The 21685-nt window shown below is 46.9% G+C and carries 20 protein-coding genes and 2 other annotated features; of the genes, 13 read left to right on the top strand and 7 right to left on the bottom strand.

Annotated elements, in window-relative coordinates; translation table 11 throughout:
* Positions 1-22: 22 nt before the first annotated feature.
* The gene (locus HP568_RS05135) at positions 23-1411 is read right to left on the bottom strand and encodes an amino acid permease (protein WP_048032461.1); all 1389 of its coding nucleotides are present in this window, start codon (positions 1409-1411) and stop codon (positions 23-25) included.
* A 543-nt stretch (positions 1412-1954) separates the two neighbouring features.
* Positions 1955-3373 (bottom strand): sigma-54 interaction domain-containing protein, encoded by a 1419-nt coding sequence (locus HP568_RS05140; RefSeq protein ID WP_048032462.1) that lies wholly within the window; start codon positions 3371-3373, stop codon positions 1955-1957.
* A 196-nt stretch (positions 3374-3569) separates the two neighbouring features.
* Between HP568_RS05140 and HP568_RS05145 the strand changes: the two genes are divergently transcribed.
* Both HP568_RS05145 and sda read left to right on the top strand, forming a co-directional pair.
* Positions 3570-4781, top strand: a complete 1212-nt coding sequence (locus tag HP568_RS05145) for an ornithine--oxo-acid transaminase (protein ID WP_048032463.1) — start codon at positions 3570-3572, stop codon at positions 4779-4781.
* A gap of 277 nt (positions 4782-5058) precedes the next feature.
* On the top strand, positions 5059-5196 hold the full coding sequence (gene sda, locus HP568_RS05150) for a sporulation histidine kinase inhibitor Sda (protein ID WP_007725857.1): 138 nt from the start codon (positions 5059-5061) through the stop codon (positions 5194-5196).
* Positions 5197-5273: 77 nt separating this feature from the next.
* Here sda and HP568_RS05155 read toward each other — a convergent pair whose 3' ends face one another.
* Positions 5274-5783 carry a molybdopterin-binding protein gene (locus tag HP568_RS05155; RefSeq protein ID WP_048032464.1) on the bottom strand — a complete coding sequence of 170 codons (510 nt, stop codon included), beginning with the start codon at positions 5781-5783 and terminating at the stop codon, positions 5274-5276.
* Positions 5784-6188: 405 nt separating this feature from the next.
* Here HP568_RS05155 and HP568_RS05160 point away from each other — a divergent pair, with 405 nt between their 5' ends.
* From HP568_RS05160 to HP568_RS05180, 5 genes are all read left to right on the top strand, one after another.
* Entirely contained in the window at positions 6189-7715 is a 1527-nt protein-coding gene (locus tag HP568_RS05160; RefSeq protein ID WP_048032465.1) for an AbgT family transporter, read from the top strand.
* Positions 7716-7847: 132 nt separating this feature from the next.
* Positions 7848-9017 (top strand): MalY/PatB family protein, encoded by a 1170-nt coding sequence (locus HP568_RS05165; RefSeq protein ID WP_173628515.1) that lies wholly within the window; start codon positions 7848-7850, stop codon positions 9015-9017.
* Between the two features lie 78 nt (positions 9018-9095).
* Positions 9096-10028 carry a glutaminase A gene (glsA, locus tag HP568_RS05170; protein ID WP_173628516.1) on the top strand — a complete coding sequence of 311 codons (933 nt, stop codon included), beginning with the start codon at positions 9096-9098 and terminating at the stop codon, positions 10026-10028.
* A gap of 93 nt (positions 10029-10121) precedes the next feature.
* Positions 10122-10403, top strand: a complete 282-nt coding sequence (locus HP568_RS05175; RefSeq protein ID WP_007725848.1) for an Fpa/YlaN family protein — start codon at positions 10122-10124, stop codon at positions 10401-10403.
* 108 nt (positions 10404-10511) lie between these two features.
* Positions 10512-10752 (top strand) — a binding site (T-box leader).
* A 156-nt stretch (positions 10753-10908) separates the two neighbouring features.
* Positions 10909-11146 (top strand) — a binding site (T-box leader).
* 63 nt (positions 11147-11209) lie between these two features.
* Entirely contained in the window at positions 11210-12544 is a 1335-nt protein-coding gene (locus HP568_RS05180; protein WP_048032468.1) for a sodium-dependent transporter, read from the top strand.
* A gap of 56 nt (positions 12545-12600) precedes the next feature.
* Here HP568_RS05180 and cax read toward each other — a convergent pair whose 3' ends face one another.
* Positions 12601-13644, bottom strand: a complete 1044-nt coding sequence (gene cax / locus HP568_RS05185; RefSeq protein WP_048032469.1) for a calcium/proton exchanger — start codon at positions 13642-13644, stop codon at positions 12601-12603.
* 103 nt (positions 13645-13747) lie between these two features.
* On the opposite strand from cax, the gene HP568_RS05190 reads away from it, so the two are divergent.
* Positions 13748-14008: a hypothetical protein gene (locus HP568_RS05190; protein ID WP_048032470.1), complete on the top strand. Its 261-nt coding sequence runs from the start codon at positions 13748-13750 to the stop codon at positions 14006-14008.
* Between the two features lie 60 nt (positions 14009-14068).
* Here HP568_RS05190 and sleB read toward each other — a convergent pair whose 3' ends face one another.
* Positions 14069-14779, bottom strand: a complete 711-nt coding sequence (gene sleB / locus HP568_RS05195; RefSeq protein ID WP_375154923.1) for a spore cortex-lytic enzyme — start codon at positions 14777-14779, stop codon at positions 14069-14071.
* A 218-nt stretch (positions 14780-14997) separates the two neighbouring features.
* Here sleB and HP568_RS05200 point away from each other — a divergent pair, with 218 nt between their 5' ends.
* The gene (locus HP568_RS05200) at positions 14998-16626 is read left to right on the top strand and encodes a thiamine pyrophosphate-binding protein (RefSeq protein WP_173628517.1); all 1629 of its coding nucleotides are present in this window, start codon (positions 14998-15000) and stop codon (positions 16624-16626) included.
* A 75-nt stretch (positions 16627-16701) separates the two neighbouring features.
* Positions 16702-17043 (top strand): Asp23/Gls24 family envelope stress response protein, encoded by a 342-nt coding sequence (locus HP568_RS05205; protein WP_048032473.1) that lies wholly within the window; start codon positions 16702-16704, stop codon positions 17041-17043.
* 46 nt (positions 17044-17089) lie between these two features.
* On the opposite strand, the gene ftsW is transcribed toward HP568_RS05205, so the two are convergent.
* Together ftsW and HP568_RS05215 are read right to left on the bottom strand one after the other, a co-directional pair.
* Positions 17090-18259 (bottom strand): putative lipid II flippase FtsW, encoded by a 1170-nt coding sequence (gene ftsW, locus HP568_RS05210; protein WP_048032474.1) that lies wholly within the window; start codon positions 18257-18259, stop codon positions 17090-17092.
* 67 nt (positions 18260-18326) lie between these two features.
* The gene (locus HP568_RS05215; RefSeq protein ID WP_048032475.1) at positions 18327-18671 is read right to left on the bottom strand and encodes a YugN family protein; all 345 of its coding nucleotides are present in this window, start codon (positions 18669-18671) and stop codon (positions 18327-18329) included.
* Between the two features lie 151 nt (positions 18672-18822).
* On the opposite strand from HP568_RS05215, the gene HP568_RS05220 reads away from it, so the two are divergent.
* The 3 genes from HP568_RS05220 (at position 18823) to HP568_RS05230 (ending at position 21517) form a co-directional block, all read left to right on the top strand.
* Entirely contained in the window at positions 18823-19263 is a 441-nt protein-coding gene (locus HP568_RS05220; protein ID WP_173628518.1) for a CBS domain-containing protein, read from the top strand.
* 115 nt (positions 19264-19378) lie between these two features.
* A complete protein-coding gene (locus HP568_RS05225; RefSeq protein ID WP_173628519.1) occupies positions 19379-20416 on the top strand; it encodes a MerR family transcriptional regulator in 1038 nt (345 codons plus the stop codon).
* A gap of 390 nt (positions 20417-20806) precedes the next feature.
* Positions 20807-21517: a thermonuclease family protein gene (locus HP568_RS05230; RefSeq protein ID WP_173628520.1), complete on the top strand. Its 711-nt coding sequence runs from the start codon at positions 20807-20809 to the stop codon at positions 21515-21517.
* Positions 21518-21685: the final 168 nt, after the last annotated feature.

Consider the following 21685-nt stretch of genomic DNA (forward strand, 5'->3'; position numbering starts at 1 on the left):
GCTGCAAGCTTTTCTTTTTAATTTACGCTTCGAGTTTCTTTTTAAAATGGAATTGGTACACGCATATCGCGATGATCATAAACGGAACTCCGCAGTACAAGGCGATGCGCTGTTCTGGATCGAATGCCAGACTCACGAGAACGAGCAAGTTCAAGATCAAGGAAATCAAAGGCAGTATAGGGTACAAAGGCGTACGGAACTTCAGATCCTCCAGCTTGCCTCCATTTTTCAGGTAATGGCGACGGAAAGCGAGTTGTGAAGCGGAGATGGAGATCCAACCCACCTGTGCACCGAGACCAGCGATAGACAACAGTACCATGAACACCGTATCTTCTGCAAAAATACCGGACAGAAGAGACAAGAGAGCAATGGCAAACGTAATCAACAAAGCGTTCATGGGAATCCCTTTTCCATTTACGGCCCCAAGCTTTTTCGAAGCCATGCCTTCTTTGGACAGGGAGTAAAGCATACGAGTTGCTGCGTACAAACCAGAGTTCGCCACAGACAGAAGTGCTGTCAGGACAACGAAGTTCATAATGTCAGCCGCATAAGGAATCCCAATACTGTCAAAAACGACGACAAACGGACTTTCAATCACACCCGCCTGTTGGTGTGGAATCATCCCTGCCACGATGGCAATCGCCAGAATGAAGAAAACGAGTGTACGCCAAACGGTCGTACGAATGGCTTTCGGGATCGTCTTCTCTGGATTCTCACTTTCTCCAGCTGCAATCCCGATGAGCTCGGTACCTTGGAAGGAGAAGTTCACGGTGATCATCGTCATCAGCAAGCCTGTGATTCCAAACGGGAGAAGCGGGCTTTCTGTAAAGTTGGTGAGCATTGGCGCAGGCTGACCGTTTTTCAGGTCGATGAGGCCAAACATCGCAGCTCCACCCAAGATGATGAACAAGATGATAGCGCTTACTTTAATGCTGGAAAACCAGAACTCAGATTCACCGAACGCTCGAGCAGATAAAGCATTTAATAAGAAGAGCACTACACCGAAGATCGCGCACCACATCCAAACAGGTGAGTCAGGGAACCAACGTTGCATCAGCAATCCTGATGACAACAACTCTAAAGCAACGGTCACGGCCCAACCAAGCCAATACAACCAGCCTACACCAAACCCAAGTGCTGGGCTGACAAAGCGGGTCATATATGTTTGGAACGAACCCGCCACTGGCATGGCAACTGTCAGCTCGCCCAGACATAGCATAGTCAGATACATGATAAAGCCGCCGACTAAATAGGAGAGAATGGCACCAACTGGTCCTGCCTGACTAATTGTATAACCTGATCCGAGAAATAACCCGGTTCCGATTACGCCGCCAAGAGAAATCATAAAGAGGTGTCTGCTGTTCATCGTGCGTTTCAATTGATTGTGCTGATCCATGTTGCTTTGGGACATATAACCCTCTCCTTCACGCGAGTATGTTAAATGGATGTATGCGTTTTCAGGCGCGATAGCGATATATGCTCTGCAAGAATGATACCAAACGAAATACTTTATGAAAATATTATTTTTGAGGTATATACTGCCAAAAAGCGCAAAATCATTCGGCAGTTGATGCAAAATAATTAAAAAAACGCCAAATTTCTTGGCGTTTATTAAAATGGATAAGGTAATAATTGGATTGATAGAAGTGAAGTTAACAAGCTTTTAAAAAGGAACGATGAACCAACAAAACTGTCGAGAAGAAAAAGCGCAGAGCTCGTAGACCTTGACAAAGCCTACCCAGTCGGAACTGCAAAAAGGGGACCACGCTTGTCGAACACTTCTTCCTCGAGAACCTTCCGCCCGTAGGGTGGCTTTGGCTCGACGGACCCCTTTTTGCAGTGGAGACGGACAGTGAATCACCTTTGCAAGCGTGTCAGAGTCGAAGAGAACTGTGCTTTTTCTTCTCCTCCACCATGTTGACTCAAACCAGAACGTCGTTTTTATTAGTATGCCTTATCCCTTAATCCCCAGCTTACGCAAACGATATTGCAAGCTCTGACGACTGATCTGCAATTCCTTGGCTGCTCGTGAAATATTCCCGTTATAGCGTTCCACAACATGGTGAATATATGCTGTTTCAAATTCTTGCATGGTTTCCTTCAATGGTTTTCCTTCGTCCACAAAAGGCAACGTGTGAGGGGAGGGTTGCTCGATTGTTACGGAAGCGGCTGGCATACGACGCAAAAAGTGCAAGGGTAAATGTTCATAGCGGATCGTTGATTCGTCAATCATCAGATTCATGGCCCCCTCAATCAAGTGTTGAAGTTCACGCACATTACCAGGCCAGTCATGCTGGATAAAAAATTGCAGGACCTCGTCGCTGATTCCACTTACTTCCATTTGGAACAGCTCATTGTATTTCTCAATAAAATGGCTGACCAGCATCGGAATATCTTCCTTGCGTTCCCGAAGCGGGGGGAGAAATAACGTGACGACGCCGAGACGATAGTACAAGTCTTTTCGCAGATGGGAATTGGCGATTGCCTCAACAGGATCTTCATTGATAGCCGCAATGATTCGTACATCGATCGACCGATCCTTGGTGTCCCCAATACGTCTAATCGACTTCTCTTGCAGAGCGCGCAACAATTTTGCCTGGAGTGGCATACTAAGCGAGTTGATTTCGTCGAGAAAAAGTGTTCCGCCTTCTGCTTGCTCAAACAATCCGGGTCGCTCTACTGCCCCAGTAAATGCTCCGCGAGCCGTTCCAAACAAAAGCCCTTCGATCAGGCTATCCGGAAGCGCAGCGCAGTTTTGTGAAATAAGGGGACCAGAAGCACGGAGACTGGCATTATGAATGCTTTGCACGAACAGCTCTTTCCCGGCACCAGTTTCACCGACTACCAACACGGACGAGGAGGTGCGTGCTGCACGTTTGGCATTTTCTATGACATCGAGAATAGGACCGCTTCTCCCGATAATGTGCTCGAATGTGTAGCGTGACCCGTTTTTTTGCAGCAAGTTTTCTCTGATCAACCGTTCCATTTTGGTAACATCGTTTGCGATTTCCATTGCGCCGATGATCTTGCCATTTTCAATGATGGGATAGGTATTGTTGATGGTTGAAATTTCTTTTTGCTTGTCATTGAAATACGTTTGGCGTGTATTGCGAATGCTATTTCCCGTACGCAAGCATGTGAGCAAGGTACTTTCCTGTCCAGACGGGAACTGAAAAACCTCTGCCAAAGGTTTGTGCAAAACGTCTTGTCTGGTCATCGATTCCAGCTCGGTCATTTTGGAATTGTAGACAATCGTTGTCCCGTCCGAATCGATGACATGTACACCTTCATTCATTCTGTCCAAAATATGTTCATAAATGCGCAAGAGAGTATCAGCCGAAGAATTATGCGTAGAAGACGACACCGTGGTCACCAGCCTTTCCTTATGAGGGTATCATAGCATAAAGGGAATGAGTGCAAAAACATTATGCACTGCAAAAGAATATGAATGCCAGATGCAAAATTTTTTTGCTCGTCTGATCGGATTGGATCGACTTTATGGGGTTTTCCTATTTGGCACCGTTCTTGCTAGATAATTTTAGCAAGTGATCTTGAAGGAGGCTAACGACATGAGTAAAACAAACGTGGTTATTGAACAAACAGAAAAATTTGGTGCGCACAACTATCATCCGCTACCGATCGTTATTTCCAAAGCTGAAGGCGTATGGGTACATGATCCGGAAGGCAATAAATATCTGGATATGCTGAGTGCATATTCTGCGCTGAACCAAGGGCATCGTCATCCACGTATCATCCAAGCTCTGAAAGATCAAGCAGATAAAGTAACGCTCACTTCCCGAGCTTTTTACAATGACCAACTGGGTGAATTCTACGAAAAGCTTTCTGCGGTGACAGGAAAAGAAATGATCCTGCCAATGAACACTGGTGCAGAAGCAGTAGAGACTGCACTTAAAGCGGTTCGTCGCTGGGCTTACGACGTGAAAAAAGTACCAGAGAACCAAGCAGAAATCATCGTATGTGAAGGCAACTTCCATGGTCGTACGGTCACAGTAACTTCCTTCTCTTCTGCAGAAGAGTACAGACGTGGCTTCGGACCATTCACGCCTGGTTTCAAAATCATTCCTTATGGCGATATCGAAGCACTTAAGCAAGCGATTACACCGAATACAGCAGCATTCATGCTGGAGCCAATCCAAGGAGAAGCAGGCATCATCATCCCGCAAGAGGGCTTCCTGAAGCAAGCACAAGAGGTATGTAAAGCAAACAACGTACTTTTGGTCAGCGATGAGATCCAGACGGGCTTCGGTCGCACAGGTAAAATGTTTGCCAGCGATTGGGAAGATGTAGTACCAGACATGTACATCATGGGGAAAGCTCTTGGTGGTGGTGTGTTCCCGATCTCCGCTGTAGCAGCAGATAAAGAAATCTTGAGCGTATTTGAGCCAGGCTCCCACGGTTCTACCTTTGGCGGAAATCCACTCGGATGTGCGGTTGCTGTTGCAGCTATGGATGTATTGGCTGACGAAGGCCTTGTACAGCGCTCCCTGGAAATGGGCGCATACTTCATGGAGAAATTGAAAGAAATCAACAACCCGATCATCAAGGAAATTCGCGGTCGCGGTCTGTTCATTGGTTTGGAGCTGACAACAGCGGCTCGTCCATATTGCGAAAAACTAAAAGAACTGGGACTTCTGTGCAAAGAAACACATGAGACGACCATTCGCTTTGCACCACCGCTCGTTATCAGCAAAGAAGACCTGGATTGGGCAATTGATCGCATCAAGCAAGTTCTGCACGTGACAGAAGCTGCAAACGCATAATAGCAACGAAAAAAGCCATCCTGTAATAGGGTGGCTTCTTTTCTTGAGGGGTCATTATGACAGAATAGTCACATCATTCGTTCGACAAATTTCGACTGACTGTGGATAAATGGAAAAAAACATCCACAAAGGAAATGCTTGGATACTTATAAGTTACACACAATTTGCCCACATGTTACCAACAAGATGTCCACATTGCTTGTGGATATCCGAACGGTTGTTCGATGCAAGTGCTTCTGTTACAATGGGCTCATATTAAAGATGGAGGTGAGCAAAGGTGAAATACTTAAGTGACCAAATGTTGATAGAAGTATATCATCGAGCTGTCGACCTTCAACTAGATGCAGCTTTTATCGAATTGCTTCGCGAAGAACTACAGCATCGGAATATCCGTATCACGCAGTTCAGCGCCTAAGAGCAAAATCATCACACATACGTAACATATGGCAAAAGCCATCCTCTTATTTCGAAGGGAGGATGGCTTTTGTTATCTTACGCTTGCTCGGTAATAAACTCCAAAGCGGTAATTCCTTTGATCGGTGCTTCATTTGCCAGCAATACTTCCGGCAAATAAAAGTACACAGGACCATCTTCTTTAATAGGCTTGCCGTCTTTGGAGAATTGCAGGATGGCTCTTCTTGCCTCTGCAAGTGGAAGAACGATCGCTTCCTGATCCTCGCGGTGAAGACGGACATGAGTCACCTCTGGTAGGGGTTCAGCATTTGTAATGAAGGGATCGAGACGAATTCCGTACTCGCCTTCAAGCACTTTACGTTCTTCGGCTAAGCTTTTTCGTTCGGAAGGAAGCGTAGCCCCTTCGCGCAATTCCTTATCCCACTGTGTCCCCGTGCCAGCCAAATACTTTGCTTGCGTAGCCAGCGAGCTATCATCTTCGCCCGAGTATGTTTTCAGATCGAATTTGCGTTCATCAAAAACCCAAACGGTTGGATCTAATGTAATAGGGAAAGCAATGGCCCCTTTGAACACGATAACATCAGACATACGTCATTCCTCCGTGATCATTCATAATCAATCTCTATATTACTATAGACTCGCAAATGACAGCAATTATCCAAAAAGCGAAAATTTCATAAAATAGTCTAAAAATTATTGACAAGCATTGTATAGATTATATAATCATATTAGAAAGTTATTATGTGAGAGTGAACTTTGTCTGCTACATTTGAATTCTGACTAAAAAGTTGGGGTCAGATAAAAGGCATTGTGTACAAGCCTTTCGATTCTTGAAAAGGCTTTCACGAAAAAGGGAAGCTCACTTCGTCTTTCTCCCGCTGTACCATCAACGGCGATGAGCGCTTGAGAAGGAAGACCACATCATTCATCCCGAGGATGGTTGCAAAGCCGCAGAAACATTCAGGGAATTCAAACGACTTAGGGGGCGAAACTATGGCGAAAGGCACGAATGTGCAAGCAGATCTGATGAAGCAAAAAGGTATCTTAAAGTGGATTGAAACGGTAGGGAATAAGCTCCCGCATCCATTTGTATTGTTCATTATTTTGTGTGGTGTATTGATGGTAGTCTCTGCAATCCTCGCAGCCATGGACTTTTCGGTTATGCATCCTGCAAAAGGCGAAGAGGTTGCCGTTAAGAGTTTGCTTAGCGTCGAAGGGATTCACTGGATTTTAACGAGTATGCTGAAAAACTTTATTGAATTTCCAGCACTTGGTCTCGTTCTGGCGATGACGCTTGGAATTGGACTGGCAGAAAAAATCGGTCTTTTGACGACCGTTCTACGCAAAATGATGGCAGGCATTCCAGCAGCGGTTGTGAGTTATGCAATTGTCTTTGTCGGTATATTAGGAAATCTTGCTTCTGATGCAGCCATGGTTATTATTCCTCCGCTCGGCGGTCTTGTGTTCTTGGCAATGGGGCGTCACCCGATTGCAGGCTTTGCAGCTGGTATGGCTGGTGTATCCTCCGGTTTTACAGCGAACTTTTTCATTGCCGGTACAGATGCCCTCTTGGCAGGGATTAGTACCGAAGTAGCGAAAACGATTGATCCGAATGCAATGGTTACACCAGTAGATAACTGGTTCTTCATGTCAGCTTCCGTTGTCATCCTCGCTTTCATTGGTGGATGGATTACCGATAAAATTATCGAACCACGCCTTGGCACGTATCACGGCGATCGAAACGTACAATTCGAGGAAGTAACGCCTCAAGAAAACAAAGCACTGCGCAAAACGGGTATCGCAGCGTTGATTTTCGTAGTCATTGTAGGATTGCTGGTCGTTCCAGAAGGATCACTGTTGCGTGATCCAAAGACAGGCGACTTCTTGACATCACCGTTTTTGAAAGGGATCATTCCCATCATCTTGTTGTTCTTCGTGACCGTATCGTTTGTGTACGGTAGAGCAATGGGACTGATTAAAACATCGAAGGACATTCCGCATTACATGTCCGAAGCAATCAAGGATATGTCCGGCTTTATTGTGTTAGCGTTTACAGCAGCGCAGTTCATCGCGTTCTTTAACTGGAGCAATATTGGTATCTTGATGGCTGTCAATGGCGCAGAATTCATGACAAACATGGGCTTGACTGGCTTGCCGATCATTATTGCCTTTACACTTTTCACAGGTATCTGTAGCTTGTTTATTACAAGTGGTTCAGCGCTGTGGGCGATCCTGGCACCTGTATTCATGCCAATGCTGATGCTGCTGGATTACAATCCGGCGTTTATCCAGGTCGCTTATCGGATTGCGGACTCTGCAACCAATACGATCTCACCTGTGAATCCGTACATTCCGCTCTTCCTGGCTTTCTATCAGAAGTATAATAAGAATGCAGGAATGGGAACGATTTTCTCTACCATGACTCCGTATGCAATCGTTTTCCTGGTCATATGGATCTTGCAATTGACAGCATGGTACTTCCTGGATCTCCCATTTGGTCCTGGTGTATACGCTCGCTAATCTGTTCTTTCGTAAGAAGAGAGTCGCTCATTGGGCGGCTCTTTTTTTCCTACACCAGAAGCTTGGACAATTGGAAAAAGACGGTTTATGCTGTGTGTATGTATGTGAAGGGAATTAAGGGAGGGAACGAAAGTGTACGATTTTGATCAGCGCATCGAACGCAGAGGGACAGATAGTGTCAAATGGGAGATTCAGAATCCAAAAGTGAACGGTGAAGGAATGCTTCCGCTGTGGGTGGCGGATATGGATTTTGCTTGCGCTCCTGAAATCACGGAAGCACTGATCAAACGAGCAAGTCACCCGATATACGGATACACGTTGAAGTCAAATGCCCTTTATCAGAGCTTGAAAGAGTGGATACACAAGCGATTTGGTGTAGTGGTAGAAGTGAGCTGGATGACGGGGATACCTGGAGTTGTTCCTGGCGTACACGTAGCGGTAGAGGCTTATACAGCACCAGGAGAGGGTGTCTTGATCCAGACGCCTGTGTACCATCCTTTTTACCATGCAGTCGAAAATCGCGGACGTCATGTCGTGACCAGCCCACTCTTGGAGCGTGACGGCCGTTATGAAATGAATTGGGATGATCTAGAACAAAAGCTGAGCGACCCGCGGGTGAAGCTCATGCTGCTCTGCACACCGCATAATCCGCTCGGGCGGGTATGGACGAGAGAAGAGCTGGAGCGCTTGGGAAGATTGTGTGTAGAAAATGGCGTGCTTGTGGTTGCCGACGAGATTCATTCGGATTTGGTCTATGAGCCAAATGTTCATACGCCTTTCTATTCGCTGGCACCGGAAATAGCCAATCAGAGTGTAACCTTCCTATCAGCCGCCAAAACGTTTAACTTGGCAGGTCTGTATACTTCCTATCTGATGACAGAAAATCAGCAGTTATTGCGGAACTTCTCCATCACAGCATCCAAAATGGGCTATGAGAATCTGAATCTGTTTGGGATGGAAGCAACGATTGCTGCCTACCAACATGGAGAAGCATGGCTGGAAGAACTGTTGATCTACTTACATAGGAATGCTGCCTATGTGCATGAGTTTTTATCGGCTCGTATTCCTGGGGTATCCATGGCGATTCCGGAAGCGACATACTTGGGGTGGATGGATTTTAGGCAGCTAGGACGTAGTCAGGCGGAGCTGAACAAGCTCATTCGCGAGGAAGCAAAGCTCGGCTTACACGATGGCACGACGTTTGGGCCCGATGGTGCTGGGTTCATGCGAATCAATTTTGCTTGCCCGAGATCGATTTTAGTCGAAGCGATGGAACGATTGGAGCAGGCCGTGCATAAGTAGGGGTAATTTGACATGTCTCATATAGAAATCTACAATCGAATCTATATACATCGACGTAATAGACTGAGGGGTTTTTCGATGGATTTGACACAAGCGTCCGAACAACTGGAGCAAGTACGCAACCAGTCACTTCAGTATACAAACAAGGGGAGTGTAGCTTCCTACATCCCTGAATTGGCAAAAGTCGATCCGCATCAATTGGGAGTGGCTGTATGCTTGCCCGATGGGACGATTTTTTCTGCTGGTGATGCAGATGTACCTTTCTCGATGCAAAGTATCTCCAAGATATTCTCTCTCATCGTCGCCTTATGCCAGAACGGGAAGGACCACGTGTTTCGGCATGTGGGAAAAGAACCAACGGGAGACCCGTTTAATTCGATTATTAAACTCGAGACGACCGAATCCCATAAACCACTGAATCCGATGATTAATGCAGGAGCTATTGCGGTTGCGGGCATGATTCGCGGTTCCAACGTGGACGAACGGCTAGATGCTGTGCTGGCTTTGATGCGAAAAATGACGGGGAATCCTCATCTTTCTATCAATCAAGCGGTTTATTGTTCGGAAAAGAAAACGGCTGATCGCAATCGTGCCCTGGCTTGGTTTCTAAAGGACAGCGGCATACTGGAAACGGATGTAGAAGAAACGCTTGATCTGTATTTTCGCCATTGCTCGATAGAAGTGACAGCGAAGGAAGTAGCTACACTAGGGATGGTGCTTGCAGCAGACGGAATTCTCGTGAATACGGGTGAGCGAGTGATTCCAGAAGAAGTAGCGCGAATCTGCAAGACCTTCATGGTGACTTGTGGGATGTACAATGCCTCTGGTGAGTTCGCGATTGATGTAGGAATTCCCGCGAAAAGTGGAGTTGCCGGCGGTATTATGGCAACAGTTCCACATCGTATGGGGATTGGTGTATTCGGTCCATCTTTGGATGATAAAGGAAATTCGGTAGCCGGTGTCAAGCTGTTGGAGCAGCTCTCAAAAGAGTGGAAGCTTGGTATCTTTTAGCTTCTTGCAGTTGATCTGTCTTCTCCCCTTTTCAAATGGCCCAGAATCGCGTACTATGTATGATAAGGATGGAGGCAAACGGAGGGATAGGTTTTGACAGAAATTAAGGTTCCCGATCTGGAACAAAAAGCGCTAGCGTTGCTTCAAGCAGACGCCGACAAAATTTACAAGCTGATCGACGTACAGATGGAAAACCTGACCATGCCGCAGTGCCCACTGTATGAAGAAGTGCTGGATACCCAAATGTTCGGGCTTTCTCGTGAAGTAGAGTACGCGGTCCGCTTAGGACTGATTAGTGAAGACATTGGTCGAGAAATTATGGGTTCATTGGAACGTAAATTGGCCCATCTTCATGAACTGTTTAATCAAAAGTAAGGCGAGGAGAGCGGCGATTATCCTCGCTTTTCATTTTGTTGAAAGAAAAAACACTTGCCTATTTCGTATATTTATATTAAATTAAACTCTAGAATTTTTGATTAATTTTGAAATGCAATGACGGAGACTAGTATGCGGAATCACCGCTTGTCAGGGAGAAGCTGCCTTAGACTGAAAGCAGCTTTGAAGCGCGCCCCGTAGAATTCCCTCCTGAGCAGCCCTCTTAATGGTTTTTTGCCTAGTAGGAGGAATCGGGTCATTCCCGTTATCAATGATGGAGAGAAGTGCGTAGGGAATTTGTATCCCGTGCACTTAATCAGGGTGGTACCGCGAATAACTCGTCCCTTTTTTGGACGGGTTTTTTTTACGTATAGGAATTTATAAGCGTATGCTTATGAATTCCGGAACGCATGAAAACTTTCCGTAAAAGCGCGGTCGCTCTCCTTGAAGAGGCCTCGGTAGAGGTTTTCTTATTTTCGGGAGATGCCCGACAATCGAATCATAAAAACAAGCAAGGAAAGAGACTAGTAAACGGACCTGCTGCATGACAGGGAAGGCTGCCATAGACTGAGAGCAGCCTGATGTAAGCCCCGTTGAATTCACTCTTGAGCTGACCTCTGAACGCAGGCGCCGCCAGTAGGAGAGTCCGGGTCATTCCCGTTATCAATGACGAAGCGAGGCATTGCCAATTGTGGATGTCTAAGTAGGGTGGTACCGCGAGAAATGAATAACTCGTCCCTTTTTGGGGCGGGTTTTTTTGTATCCATTTATGAGCATAAAAAGAATATCTTTGGAGGGTGAAAACTATGAAACAAGCCGAACAATGGACGAGCAGGCTCGGCTTCATCTTGGCAGCAGCAGGCTCAGCGATCGGACTGGGGGCCATTTGGAAATTTCCTTATATGGTTGGAACGAGCGGTGGTGGAGCATTCTTTCTGCTATTCATCATCTTTACGCTAGCAATTGGTCTTCCGCTGTTGCTAGGAGAATTCACAATCGGACGCAGTACACAAAAAGAGGCGATCAGTGCCTATAAAACAATTGCGCCAGGTTCACTCTGGCATTGGATCGGCCGCCTTGGGGTGCTCACTTGTTTCTTGCTCCTGTCCTTTTACAGTGTGGTGGGAGGCTGGATTCTTAGTTATCTTCTTCGCGGGTTTACTGGTCAATTGCAAGGGCCAGCTTATGATAAGGTGTTTGGAGACGTTATCGGTGATCCTGTTGGTGCGGTAGTTGCCCAGTTGGTTTTCATGCTCATTACCGCATGGGTAGTCGCAAGAGGCGTACAGGGTGGAATTGAGTCCGCTAACAAGTACATGATGCCTGGTTTGTTCCTTTTATTTATGGTATTAATGGTTCGTTCCTTGACGTTGGATGGGGCGATGGAGGGCGTTTCTTTCTTTCTGCGTCCTGATTTTTCCAGGCTGACTGCTGAATCGATCCTGTACGCATTGGGTCAATCCTTTTTCGCGCTAAGCGTAGGGGTATCCGTCATGGTCACGTACAGCTCGTACCTTGCCAAAAACGAAAGTCTGGTTCGTTCTGCTGGTTCGATTGTCAGTTTGAATCTGCTCGTCTCGCTGTTTGCTGGTCTGGCGATTTTCCCTGCCGTCTTCTCCCTTGGAGTAGAGCCAACAGCAGGACCGGGATTACTGTTTATCGTACTGCCTTCTGTGTTTGAACAAATTGCCTTCGGTAGTATTTTTCTGTTAATCTTTTTGGCTCTTTTCCTTTTTGCTACATTGACTTCGGCTTTTTCGATGCTGGAAATTATCGTTGCTTCTTTTGCAAAGGGGGACGAAACGAAGCGCAAGCGTCTCGCTTGGGTGATTGGTCTGTTCATTTTTATCGTTGGTGTTCCGTCGGCTTTGTCATTCGGCGTATGGAGCGAGATTACGTTGTTCGGCAAATCTATCTTTGATGCCATGGACTTTTTGGTCAGCAATATCTTGATGCCGATGGGAGCGCTGCTCATTGCGATCTTCGTTCCGTTGAAAATGAAGCGTGAGACATTGATCAACGAGCTGGGGGCACATACTTCTTTGGGCAAACGCATGTTTTTCATTTGGCTTCTCCTGATTAAATATGTAGCACCTATTGCGATTCTCGCCGTTTTCCTGCAAATGCTGGGTATCTGGTAAAACAACGAAAGGCTTCGCCACTGAGGATGGCGGAGCCTTTGTTTTGTTACTGAACCCTACGCGAAGAAAAAGACTGTACCCAAAATAACATACACCGTCAGCAGAAGTACGCCTTCAAACCAGTTCGTGGCGCCATCCCGCGTGATGGAAATGGTAATAAAGGTAGCAACTCCGATTGCAGCCAATTCAAAGGTAGTGAACACGATGTCCATAGGATTGCCTAGCAAAAGACTGAGGATGACGAGAGTAGGGGCTACGAATAAGGCAATCTGCAAGCTGGAGCCGATCGCGATCTCTACTGCTGCACCGATGCGTCCTTTTAGTGCCAAAAGCAAGGCAGCGCTGTGCTCTGCGGCATTCCCGATGATCGCAATGACAAAAGCACCGACGAATAACTCCGACCATCCTAACGATTCGGAGACATGCTGTACACCCTCTACCAGCCATTCCGAGACAACGGCCACGAAAAAGGTGGAGACAGCAAGCATCAAGAGAGAGACACCCTTTGACCATACCGCGTCACTTTCTTGTGGCTCGATATCCGATAAAAAATCGCTGTGGGTAATCATTGAAAAGATGAGCCACAAAATGTAGGCAATGATGAGCAGGCTGGCGATGACGATGCTGATGATCTCCACCTTGATCATTGGCAGATCGAACATGAAGACTGCTGGTATGAACAATGCGACGATCGCGAGTGTCATTAGCGAAGCATTGTGACTTGCCAGCCTGCTATTGAAGGTTTGTTCCTTGTACTTGAGACCGCCCAGAAATGTACTCAAGCCAAGAACCAACAGCATATTTCCGATGATCGCACCCGTAATAGAGGCTTTGACCATATCGAACAAGCCTTCTTTCACAAGAAAAAAAGCAATAATGAGTTCTGCGGCATTTCCGAAGGTAGCGTTAAGAAAGCCGCCGACTCGGTCCCCAGCATAATGGGCGACGCTCTCTGTCGATTTTCCTAGCCAAGCCGCCAAAAAAATGATGGCAAGTGAAGACGTAACGAATTGGAGCATTTCATTTCCAGAAAAATAGTGGGCGTAAAGAGCTAACAGCATGCTCCCGCCTACTAGTGAGAAAAAGAGTTTCAAGTTCATATCATCACCTCAGTAGTTTTTACTCGTCCCTAAAAACCTCATAGGTATAGAGTTCCTGTTCTGGACAAAACTAACCATGAACAAGAAAAGTGAGGTGTTTTTTATGACCCAGCCTTTGTTGTGCCCGACATGTAAATCGAATCGGATGAGGTTCACTGTCATCGAGCAGACCCCTCGCTATATAAGACTGGACCCACAGTCAGGCGAAGTCGTAGCAGAACTCCATCAAGAACAGCTCGATATGTTTCACCAGCCTTATAAAGGCGAGAGCTACATGATACAATGTGGAGTTTGCGGGACCACAGAACCGGAAGAGCGATTCGTCAAAATGGCCCAGCATATGCAATCACAACGTTCGAAATGAAACTCGAAAAGGAAAACAGGCACACAGTTTACGGCTGTCGTGCCTGTTTTTTATGGAATGCTAGCGGCAAAAAATGTGTCTGCCGATCTTTTTGATTTGAGGGCGGCTCCAAATCCAACCGGAAGTAGCTGTATCCGGGTTGAAATAATAAATGGCTCCGTCTGATGGGTCCCAACCTTTGAGAGCGTCATTCACTGCTTTTTTTGCCTGCTCGTTCGGTGTCAGCCAAATCTGACCATCCGCCACAGCTGTAAAGGCACGAGGTTCGAAGATAACACCCGCGGGTGTATTAGGAAAGGACGCGTTCTTTGTCCGGTTTAGAATGACAGCGGCTACTGCCACTTGACCAATGTAAGGCTCTCCACGGGCTTCTCCGTAAACGGCATTCGCCATTAGACGCAGGTCATTCTCCGATATTCCGGCTGCGTGATACGTAGGCTTTGAAGGCGTAGAAGGTGTAGAAGGCTTCGATGGTGCAGGTGTTGCGGTTTGTGGCACCCCGAGATCAGAAGCAGTGGGCTTATAATTTTTCGTTGCATTGTACAGCTTTACTTTCGTCTTCGCTCCGAGGACACCGTCTATGGGTAAGCCGAACTCATACTGAAAGTTACGCAACGCCCAATAAGAACGCCACCCGAATACGCCGTCTACTTTTCCCGTATAAAAACCAAGGTGCTTCAAACGATACTGCATCTCACGCACGTCTGAGCCTTCTGCCCCTACTTTGACGATCTGCTTACTGAATGCATCTGAGCGCAGCGGAGATACCATAACCGCAGTCGTAACCAGAAGTGCGAATACTACTACAGCTAGCAGCCATTTGACAGGCTGTTTCATTTCTTACCCTCCTTCGGGTATGGATTTGAATATCAGTTGATTATTGTTAGGTTCTCCAACTTCCGTCATTTTGGTCTTAGTAAAATATTGGAGATTGTGCAGACTACGAGTAACGCATTTGCACTCTAGTTCTGGAAGGGGAAGATGTTTTCATGCAGGTCGCGCAATATTTGACGGAACAATTAATCAGATGGGGAGTAAAACGAATATATGGAGTGGCAGGTGACGGAATCTTTGCCTGGCTGGATCAGATTGCCAAGCAATCCGACATTCAATACATTGCGTGCAAGCATGAATCTGCTGCGGCCATGATGGCAAGTGCAGAAGCAAAACTGACGGGAAACCCGGCTGTTTGTACCGCGACGATGGGGCCGGGTTTCGTCAATCTGCTGAATGGACTGGCAGATGCGCATACGGATCGCGTACCTGTCATTGCGATTACAGGTCAAGTGGAGACATACAAGCTGGGTGGCGCGTACAAGCAGTTTATCTCACAAGAAGACATGATACGTCCCATCAGTTTTTATTCGACGACGATTACACATCCAGATGCCATCCAAAGTGTTTTGCACAAAGCATTTGTGACGGCTATGCAGCAAAAAGGAGTGACACATCTCTCCATATGCAAGGACGTCTTTACCCAAACGACTTCAGATGCTGTCCTTCCAGGACTTCCACGCATTCCACATGCCTATTACCCTGATCGGATGGAGATCGAGCTCGCTTGCGAACAGGTTGCGAAAGCGCAAAAGCCTCTCATACTGCTTGGTATCGGTGCCCGCAAGTCGGCGGATTCGTGTGTAAAGCTAGCGGAACAGCTAGGGGCAGGCGTGTTGCTTTCGCTCGGAGCAAAAGGGGCGGTAGATGAATCTCATCCACTTGTGATCGGCGGATGGGGAGAGGGGGGCAGCGAAACAGCTTTACATGCCTTAGCGGAAGCCGATCTGTTGCTGATTTTGGGAGCGAGCTGGTTCCCTCGCGCTTTTTTACCAAAGAAACTGTCCGTCATTCAAGTAGATCATCAGCCTGGATCGATACATGCACATCCCTACCTTCAGTCTGTCACGGCTGAATTGGATGATGTCCTGCCAATCTGGATGAGACGCTTGCAATCGCGCAGACAGAACGATGCGTGGCAGGATCAGATCAAGCGGTGGCATGGAGAGTTTGGCGAGGAGACAGAACAAGCGGTCATTCAACAAGCGAGTGAGCAAGTAAAACCACAAACCTTGATGCATACGCTTGGGACCGTGGTCAATGAAGATGCGATTATCGTCCTGGATACGGGGGAGCACACGATCTGGTTTAATCGTGCGTTTCGTGGGAAAAAACAGACCCCACTCTTTTCCGGGAAGTGGCGAACGATGGGATTTGGATTGCCTGCGGCTGTGGCTGCAAAGCTAACCTATCCGGAGAAGCAGGTCGTCTGCGTCGCTGGGGATGGGGGATTGCAAATGAATCTGGCAGAACTTATGACAGTGGCCCAGCTCCAACTTCCGATTGTAATTCTCTTGATGAACAATGGGACATTAGGATTGGAAGAGGTCAAAATGAGTCAGGCGGGCTTGATCCCTTTTGGAGTGAAATTGCAAAATCCAGATTTTCAACAATTGGCGAATGCATGCGGAATCAGTGGGAGGGTCGTCAAAGAGGTACATGCTCTAGAGCCAGTATTGCGGGAGGCGCTTCATGCAAATCAGTTGACACTCGTTGACATTCATTGCACGTCTCCGACACTAACCGAGAGAAAAAAACAAATTTCCTTCCAAGCCCAAGCATGAATTGTTTATAATGAAAGAAAAGGCAAATGAAACCAGTGGGGGAAGTACGAAACGGGCGAAGAGGAGGGCGTCCTGATGGCTGACAGACTTGGCGAAATCAGAGTAGCAGATCAGGTGATCGCGATCATTGCTGCTGTTGCTGTAGAAGAAGTGTTGGAAGTCACAGTTCGTTCAGGCGGAATTTATCAAGATTTGGCGAAAAAGCTGAATGGCGGCGCGAAAGGCATTACCGTATCTGTAATAGACGACAGAGTCATCATTGACATGCGTGTGTCCGTCCGTTATGGGGCGCAGATCCATCACGTCTGTCACGCCCTGCAGGAAAAAGTAAAAGAAGCGGTGGAAACATTGACAGGTCTTTATGTGGAAGCCGTGAATGTACGGGTGGAAACAATCGAATTCCTTCGAAATGAGTAAGAAAAAAGGGATACTGGACGCATCCGGTATCCCTTATGTCTGTTTCTTACATGGCATATGGCTGTTTTTGTAATTGCTCTTCTACCTTCTGGCGACTGACTTCCCGCGAAATACTGAGCAAAAAGCCAGTGGCGAGCAGACAAACGAGTAAGGAAGAACCACCATAACTGATAAACGGCAAAGGTACACCTGTCAATGGAATCAAACCCGTTACTCCGCCAATGTTTAAGAGGGCCTGAATGGCGAACATGCTGACGACACCGATTCCTGCCAGACTGGCAAAAGTGTCTTTTACCCGCAGACAAATATGGATGCCGCGCAGCAAGAAAAGCAAATAGATCAAAAGGAACACAGAGGCGCCGATAAAGCCTAGCTCTTCTGTCATGATCGAGAAAATAAAATCGGTATGCATCTCTGGCAAATACAAATACTTTTGGATGCTTTTTCCAAAGCCTGTCCCCGTCAAACCGCCATGTGCAATGGCAATCCAGGATTGAATAATGTGGTAGCCTGTACCATCCATATCATTCCACGGGTTGAGAAAGGAGTAGATCCGATTCAAGGCATGTGGCTTCGCTGCGATGTATGCTAACAAGGCAACAGTCACAACGGGGGCGCCAAGTCCAAACAGGTGACGGATTTTGGCACCGCCACAGATCATGACGATCAAAGCGCATCCGAGCAAGATGGCAGCAGAACCGAGGTCGGGTTGGACTACAATCAGCATAAAAAACATCCCCGTTACCATCAGTGGAGGCATCAAACCAGATTTGAGCTTCTGTATCCCGTTCCCTTTTTTGGAGATGATCGCTGCCAAGTACAGAATAAGGCCAAGCTTGGCAAACTCGGCAGGCTGTATGGTGATTGAACCCAATCGAAACCAGGATCGAGCCCCGTTATTCTCATAGCCGATCCCTGGTATGAGCACCAGAAACAAGGAAAAGAAGCTAACCAGCGCAATCAATAAGAAATTCCTTTTATAAAAGGAGAAGGGAATGTTCATGGCGACAAGCATTCCAACGACACCCGCCAGTAAGAAAATGGATTGTCGCTTCACGAAATAGAGCTCATCCCCGCCACAATATTTACAGCCGCCGCCTGTAAAGCTTGTCAACGCGAAAATGGAGCTGGAGCTTAGCACCATGGTTATCCCAAACCCAACAAGTAGGGCGGTCAAAAACAGGAGCAAGAAGTCAGGTACGCCCCTCGTCTTCATAAAAATAACCCCCCTCTACGTGAAACAGAGAGGGGATTCCTCTCTGTACACCGTGCCAGTTCATTTTTTAGTGTGAGGACAGCTTTTCGCCCAGCATTTGCAGCTTCAATTTCGCTGTTTTTACAACGGAGTCTGGCATTGGGTAATCGTAATCCAGACCGTGTGGGAAAAGATGTTTGCCCATATAAGGATCTTCGAGCTTCAAGACGGCGTGCGTATCCTCAAGTTTGCCTTCTGTCACGTTCGCTTCGATGCGCAGGTAGAAGACAGTGCCTTTATCTTGGATTTTATAATCGTATGTAGCATGCTTGTAATCCCAGGCGCCGCGATCAAAGCCAAGTTCGCTCATGTAGTGTTCCAGATCGGCGAAAAAGACTTCTTTCGTGCCAATCCCCGTGTCCTTAATGACCATTCTTTTTCCTCCTAAAAATGGGTGAGATATTCACTTATTAATCATAGTCTGTTTTTGGAAGAAGCGCAATATATCATACTCTTTCTTGCGCATGAAACGATAGGGGAGAGGACAAACTACAATCGTTGATTAGCAAAAGGAGGAGAATGAAATGGCGAAGCTGGAAAATCGCACACTGCGCGAAATTATGACAAAAGATGTCGCTACTGTGACGATTAAGGATAATGTGTATGAAGTGGCTTGCAAAATGCGCGATTGGAATGTAGGAGTCATTCCGGTTGTGGATGAAAAAGAAGATGTGATCGGTGTCATTACAGACCGCGATATTGTGATTCGCGGTTTGGCTGAAAAGCATGAAGGATCGACTGCCACCGAGGTGGTCATGACACGGGACATTATTCTCGGTCAACCGGGGATGACAGTTGATGAAGCGGCAAAGGTGATGGCTCAGCATCAAATTCGTCGTTTGCCTGTTGTTGAGAAGGGCAAGCTGGTCGGAATTGTGGCGTTGGCAGATATGGCTGTTCGCCAAGTTCATCATGATGAGGCGAGTGACGCTCTCCAACAAATTTCTGAGCCGACAACACATTAATCAGATAGAAACGAGCTGTCGGAAGGGAATCCGGCAGCTTTTTTTCTTTCGTTCTGTACATTCACGCTGCGTCAAGGTTTATGATAGGGAAAGAATGATACAGGGAGAGAGTTCCATGCAAATCAAAGATATGGCCCATCGCTTGCAAATAACCCCGCGTGCGATTCGATATTATGAAGAAAAAGGATTGATCAAGCCATCGAAAGCAGATGCGTCCGGATATCGGCAGTTCACAGAGGAAGATGTCTGGAGGCTGCAAACCATCATTACACTGCGCGAGGTCGGGATGGCGGTAGAAGACATTCGGGAGCTCCTGATTCAAATGAAAGATCAGGAAGGCAGTCTTCTCCATTATTTAGAGCTACAGCGTTCGTTTATGTATACAAGGTGGGTAGAAATGAGCAAGGTCATCCAAACGACTGAAGCGATGATTGAGCGGATAAAGGGTAGAGAAGCGATTGATCCAGGAGAGCTGTTTACACTGGCAGAAGCGAACAAGCGATTGAAGCAGACACGGGATAACTGGGTGGATCGTTGGAATTTTAATGAATGGGCGGACCGCTACGATGAATGGGCACATGGCGGGAATGGTCATGAATCATACGAAAGAGTACTAGATGAGGTTGTTGCGACAGTTGCAGTCAGACCGGGAGAGTGTGGTCTGGATGCCGGAACGGGTACTGGAAACCTCGCAGGGCGTCTCGTGAAAAAAGGAGCCAGGATGAGCGGGTTTGACCAATCTCCGCAAATGCTGAAGCAATGCAGAGCGAAACACCCAGAGGTCGAGACGAAGCTAGGAACCTTTTTCGCATTTCCGTTTTTAGAAAATCGGTTTGACTTTGTGGCTACGAGTTACGCCTTGCACCATTTGACGGATGATCAGAAGCAGCTTGCCTTGGCAGAATGTCGCCGCGTGTTAAAACCAGGAGGACGGTTGATCATTGCCGATTTGATGTTTGAGGATCAGACGCATAGACAAGCTCATCTGGATAGCCTAGAGGAGACAGGTCAAACGAGCGTGATAGCAGATATTCAGGACCGCTGTTATGCAGATCGCTCTCGATTACTACAGGAGCTTGCCAACCTTGGTTTTACGAATGAAGTAAGACAGCTAGGTACTTATACGCATTTGATCTTGTCTACTTGTAAGTAGTACATTCCCGGAGAGGTTTTAAAAGTTGTCTTTTGAACACGCATTTCACTTTTGGGCTCTTCCACCTACTGGCACGTGTCTAGCCTTTTGCATAGGCTGTAGCGAGAAGGAAAGGAGGACTCCGCCATGGGTCTGTTCGACGGTTTTTTTGATCGCGAAAACGAGGAATTTATATGGATTATTATTGTCGTGGTCGTCCTGTTGTTCTTGTTTAGCGCCGATCGTGACTAAAATCTGGACGTATAGACAAAACGACCTTGGGTGAAGGTCGTTTTTTTCGTTAGGAACCAAAAAGCTTGAACGTTTGTACTTTTTCATCTCCTATTGACCTGTGCTGGCAAATCCACTACGCTGGAAAACAATGCAACGTAGAAGAGGAGAAGGAAGTCTATGAAACGATTACCTATATATCTGCTCGCACTGGTTCTTTTGCTTTCGGCATGTGGATCGTCCGGCCAGCCAGAAGCAAACGGCGAGATGGATGCTGTGATCAAACGAGTAGTGGATGGCGATACATTCGAGCTGGACAGCGGGGAAAAAGTCCGTATGATAGGCGTAGATACACCAGAGACAGTAAAACCTAACCATCCAGTCGAACCGTATGGGAAAGAAGCGAGCAATTACTCCAAGGAACTTTTAACTGGCAAAAAGGTCAAGCTGAAGTTCGATGTCGAGCCCTATGACAAATACAAGCGTTTGCTTGCTTACGTATATTTGGAGGACGGCACCTTTGTCAATGAAAAGCTCGTTCGTGACGGATACGCACGAATCATGACGATCCCACCGAATGTAGCCCAAGCAGAGCTGTTCCTGGCAGCAGAGCGGGAGGCACGGGAGCAGAATCGCGGACTGTGGGCTTTAGAAGGGCAGCAAACAGAGGTTCCTAAGGAAAATGCCAAGCCCAAAAAACAGTCCAATAATACTACCGCCGCAGACCCCGCACCATCAGAAGGGAAGACCATCAAGGGCAATATCAACAGCAAAGGTGAGAAAATCTATCACGTTCCTGGCTCCGCTAGCTACGAGCAAACAAAAGCAGAAATGTGGTTTGCGACGGAAGAAGAAGCGCAGCAAGCAGGCTTTCGGGCGCCAAAACGATAAGACATGTAAGAAAAAAGTAGCAGCATAAATGGATAGGTAAGCCTCGTCCGCTTTGGCAGACGGGGCTTTTTCATTGTCGAAAAGAATTCCAAAAATGTTACAGAACGATGTTGTATGATAAAAAGGTCAAAAGACCTATAGAAAATACCGTTACATAAGAGGAAGGGA

It is taken from the genome of Brevibacillus sp. MS2.2, assembly GCF_013284345.1.
Taxonomy (GTDB): domain Bacteria; phylum Bacillota; class Bacilli; order Brevibacillales; family Brevibacillaceae; genus Brevibacillus; species Brevibacillus brevis_C.